Below are 4,408 nucleotides of genomic sequence, written 5' to 3'. Positions count from 1 at the left end.
GGGGTGGGTCCGGCACCGGAGGGGCCGCCCACGGTGGTGGGCCCGATCCCGTCCGGAAAGAGCAGTTCCGCCCGGGTGCGCGCCGGCGCGCCGCTGTGGTCGGTGACGAGGACGAGGCGGCGCAGCTCCGCGTCGAGCGCACGGCCGTGGAGCTGCTGGCGCAGCTCGGTGTGCTCGTCGTGGTTGACCAGGTCGAGCGCCCACGCCAGCCGGGCCTGCTCGAGCCGGGCCGCATAGGCCACCTCGCTGCCCAGCGCGACGTCGGTGGGCCAGGCCGATGGGCCGCCGGTCGGCGTGGAGAAACGGGCCGGTGCGGACAGCAGCAGGTAGCGGGCGCGTCGCAGGAACGGCAGCGCCTCGCCGGCCTGCAGGTCCCCGTCTGACGCGGCCTTTTCGAGCAGCACGCAGCCGGCTTCGGTCAGGCGGGCCGCGGCCTGCCAGCCGTCGCGGGGATGCATGCCGCCCGCGGGCCGCGTGACCATCCGGACGACGAGGGCGGGCAGGTCACGCGCGGTCGCCGGGTCCGGCAGAGCGGCGAGCAGGGCGGCGGCGAGCTGGGTGATCCGCTCGCCGACGTCGGAGGGAGTGGGGGGCCACGAGGCGAGCAGAGCGGGGATGGAGATGCTCCCGCCGCCCGCCAGGTAGTCGAGCCGCACGTCGAGGCCGTCCCGGACGGGAAGGAGCAGGTCGGCGTTGCGGGTCATCCGGTTCGGCAGGCCGTCGGCGAGTGCCGTGGCCAGCGGCGTGACATCCATGTCAGGCGTCGAGGAGTTCGAGGAGACCGGGAAGGAGCGCGGCGAGCCCGTGGCCGAGCGGTGTCAGGTGGACCGCGCCGGCGTTGTCGGTCGTGTAGGCGAAGTCGAGCAGCCGCCCGCCCGGATGCTCGCCGCGGGCGGCCAGGCTGACGGCGCGCAGGTCGGCCGCCAGGTCGACGGAACGCAGCCGGATCCGCAGGGGCTGCGGGTCCGGGTTGTTGGCGTCGTCACCCTCATGCAGGCACCACGCCTCCACCGGTGGCCAGGCCTTCGCCAGGTACTCGGTGAGCGTCACCAGATAGGGGATTGTCGCCTTGTACCCGCCCGACAGGTGGATCACCAGGGGAGCGGATCTGTCCAGCCGGGCCGCCCAGGCCATCGCCGACCCGAGCTGCGCCATCGCCCCCTCGAACCGGGCGGTCGAGTCGGGCAGCAGCCCTTCGATCCGGATCAGGTCGACCGGGAGCCGCACCGGGTCGGTGAGCACCGGGCAGGGACGGTCGGTGTTGTTGCGGACCGGCGCCGGGTAGTAGTCGATCGGGCGGTTCAGCGCGACGCCGACGAGGATCGCCGACAGCACGCCGTCCGCGGTGTCGGAGGCCAGCAGCACGATCCGGTCGGTGTCGGCCGGTCGGGTGACGTGGCGGTCCAGCCCGGCGAGTTCCGCGCTGAGCGCCACCGGGTTCTGCGCCGCGCGCAGCGGGCCGCGGACGTCGGCGATCGCATCGTCGAGGGCCGCAGCCCAGGCTCGGGGGTCGGCCCGGCCAGCCGCGGCCAGCTCCCGCCTCGCCCAGTCGGTCAGGTCACGTACCTGCGCGCGCAGCGGGCCGGCCGCGTCGAACGGCGGCTGCAGGTTGCGCAGTATCGAGGTGCCGCAGGGCAGCACGTGCACGGTCATCGGGTGCCTTCCCGCAAGGCCGGTCCGTCCTCGGTGGGCGTCGACCGACCGGCTGCCGCGGCGGGGTTGGCGTCGGCGCCCTGGTCATCGCCCGTGCTGGCGGGTTCGAGAACGGGTTCGATCGCGACGTCGCAGTAGCCGTAGCCGGCGTTTGTCTTCGCGCCGATGCCGAGGTCACGCAGGGCGGCTGGCAGCCAGCCGAGGACGGCGTCGGAGTCCAGCCCCAGCTCGGAGAGATCAGGGTCGCCGCTGCGGCCGACCAGGTGGACGACGAAGGCGACCGCGCTGGTGACGCTGAAGAAGGCCACGGGAACGGGCTGGGTGTACTCGGCCGGCGGCGCTGCCCCGGCCTCGGTGTAGTAGTCCTTCGCGTGTGGGGTGATCACATCGACGGTGACACCTGCCCGCCCGCCGCGCGGGGGCAGCGGCAGCGCGTCGACGAACACGACCCGGCCGTCGTCCGGCTTGCCCTCCGACGGTCCGGACGTGGCGGACGTGGCGGATGTGGCGGCATCGGGGGCGGTATCCGGGCCGGGGCCGCGGTCGGCACGCTCGCCAGGCTCGGCGCCGAAGGAGGCCTGGCCGTACTCGGCGTAGCGCTGCGGGTCCTCGGCCCGGGCGTAGCGGCGGGCGACGCCCTTGAGCGCCGAGCCGGGCAGGATCGGCACGCCATAGGTGCCGTGCACGGTCAGCCCGACCTCGTGCGGGATCTCCTCCCCGACGCCGATCACCAGCCGCCACATCGGCGTCACCCGCAGGGTCCGCACGGTGCGTCCCCGTGCGGCGAGCCGGGCCATCGCGACGCCCCGGCGTGCGTGCGCCGCGCGCAGCAGGCCTGCCACATGATCGGACCCGCCCGGATCGAGTGCGGTGGCGGTCCGTTCCCGGAGCTGGGCGTCGCGGTCCTCGGCGTGCCGATCGCCGCCGTCGTGCACCCAGACGGCTCGGCGCAGCAGCAGGCTGCCGTTGGGCGCCTGGGCGGTCGGCCCGTTCGGCGCGGCGGTCGGCCTGATCCGCAGGATGCCGGTCTTCCTGTTCTCGGCGGGGGGCTCGTAGCTCGCGAAGGCATGCAGGGGGCCGGCCAGCGCGGTCACCGCGCCCCCGCGCCGTCGGGAACGCCGACCGGTCCGTGCGCGGCTGCGCCGGCCAGTGCGGCGGCGTTGCCTGCCTGTTCGGAGCGGGGGATCAGCGCCTCGGCCGCGCGGCGCACCCACAGGGCGAAGGCCCGCGCTTCCCCCGAGGCTGACGCGTACGTCGTCGACGCCATGGCGCCGACCTCCGCCACGAGATCGTTCCTGGTCGCGTCGGCACGGTGGAGCACATGACAGCCCAGCGCATCCGCGATCCTCGCGTAGGCGAGCTCCCGCGGCTTCGCCGGGTTCGGGCCGGCCTTCGCGGCATGGAAGGCAGCGGTGGCGGCGAGGCCCGACGAGACGAGCATCGGTCCGAGGCCCACCGCCCGGGTACGGAACTCGGCGCGCAGCTTCGGGTCCGCGGGCAGGCCGCCGACGAGCTGCCACGCCGTCACCGCCAGGATCTGGTCCCGCCGGCTCACCGGGCCGCCGTCCCACACCAGCGCAGCCAGAGCATGCCCTTGCCCAGCGTCTCGTCGCCGCCGGCGACAAGCAGCTCGTTGTCCAGCACGCCACCGAGATCCGCCAGCCGCCGGGAGCGCGCCTCACCGGCCGGTGGAACACAGTCGCGCAGCAGCGTGCACAGCAAGGTCTCCGCCGGCAGGTACTCGGTGTACCAGGGGCCGGCCGCGACCGTCTTCGCGTCCGCCCGCAGCTGCACCCTGGGCAGCAGCTCCACGTGTTCCTCGGTGAGCGCCGCCAGGTCGTCGTCGCTGACCAGCAACAGGTCGGTGGCGAGCTTCTTGCGGAAGTAGCCGAAGGACGCGTCGTCCGCGGGCAGCGCGTGGGTGGCCAGCCAGGTGGCCCACGCCGACAGGCTGGCAGGCGGTTCGACGATTGTCAGGTTGTGCTCGCCGACGGCGAGCCCCGCCCCGGTCTCGCCCCATCTGCTGCTGGCCGGTGCCACGTCGCCCACACTGATCGTGGGTACGGCCGGCAGGTCGTCGCGGCCGGCGAGCTGGCCGAGGCGCAGCAGGCGGGACAGCGCCAGCGGGCTGGTCACCCAGGCGAACGTGCGGGCCAGGGTCGGCACCGGGAACGCGACGAGCCGCACATCCCCGACGGCGAGCCAGCCCGGCAGCGGTGGACCGTCCGCACCGGCGCCGTCTGCCCCAGTGCCGTCTGCCCCTGTGCCGCCGGCCTCGGCGCTGCCCGGCGGCGCGGATCCGAACACCCGCTCCACCCGCGGCCAGCCCGGCGTGCCCAGCCGCGCATGCTCGACGGCGAGGTCACGCAGCGCGCCCTTCGCGCTCTGCCCCCACACGGTGGGCAGCCGGGTCGCCTGCTCGCGCTGGATCGGCAGGTCGACGACCCCGGCACTCTCAGACCCGCCGGCATGCACCGGCGACTCCGCATAGCAGAACAGCAGGCCCGCGTCGCCCGTCACCATCGCCCCACCAAGCACATTCCGAATCCCACCGTCGTCATCCATTCCTCGGCCTGGGGCAGGCACCTGCCGTGGACGTCTCGCGCCCACCGCACGGCGGCGGCGCCGTCGTCGTCGAAGCGCAGGTGGTAGACGCTGCCCGCGCCCACCGCCCACCGCAGCGGCCGGCCCCGCCCGCTTGCCCCGGACACGCCGGCGATGACCTCGGGGCCGACCATGGATGTGCTGACCAGCG

At 74.8% G+C, this 4,408-nt stretch carries 6 protein-coding genes; all 6 read right to left on the bottom strand.

Annotation, left to right across the window (positions count from 1 at the left end; all coding sequences use genetic code 11):
• Window positions 1-755, bottom strand: a 755-nt coding sequence (locus C1A33_RS21090; RefSeq protein WP_133150761.1) for a hypothetical protein, incomplete at its 3' end; no start/stop codon positions are given.
• A 1-nt stretch (window position 756) separates the two neighbouring features.
• On the bottom strand, window positions 757-1,653 hold the full coding sequence (locus C1A33_RS21085) for a hypothetical protein (protein WP_101833146.1): 897 nt from the start codon (window positions 1,651-1,653) through the stop codon (window positions 757-759).
• Window positions 1,650-2,747: a type III-B CRISPR module RAMP protein Cmr6 gene (gene cmr6, locus C1A33_RS21080; RefSeq protein WP_101833145.1), complete on the bottom strand. Its 1,098-nt coding sequence runs from the start codon at window positions 2,745-2,747 to the stop codon at window positions 1,650-1,652. Before cmr6 ends, C1A33_RS21085 begins: the two co-directional genes overlap by 4 nt.
• The gene (gene cmr5 / locus C1A33_RS21075; RefSeq protein ID WP_165818511.1) at window positions 2,744-3,208 is read right to left on the bottom strand and encodes a type III-B CRISPR module-associated protein Cmr5; all 465 of its coding nucleotides are present in this window, start codon (window positions 3,206-3,208) and stop codon (window positions 2,744-2,746) included. The genes cmr6 and cmr5 overlap by 4 nt, the downstream gene beginning before the upstream one ends.
• Entirely contained in the window at window positions 3,205-4,176 is a 972-nt protein-coding gene (gene cmr4 / locus C1A33_RS21070; protein WP_165818510.1) for a type III-B CRISPR module RAMP protein Cmr4, read from the bottom strand. The genes cmr5 and cmr4 overlap by 4 nt, the downstream gene beginning before the upstream one ends.
• Window positions 4,170-4,408: type III-B CRISPR module-associated Cmr3 family protein (locus tag C1A33_RS21065; protein ID WP_207770413.1), on the bottom strand; the 239-nt coding region annotated here is incomplete at its 5' end. The genes C1A33_RS21065 and cmr4, both read right to left, overlap by 7 nt.

This window comes from Frankia canadensis (assembly GCF_900197875.1).
GTDB classification, from domain to species: domain Bacteria; phylum Actinomycetota; class Actinomycetes; order Frankiales; family Frankiaceae; genus Frankia; species Frankia canadensis.
Note: the sequence above shows the minus strand (reverse complement) of the source record. Positions and strands in the feature narration are given on the sequence as shown.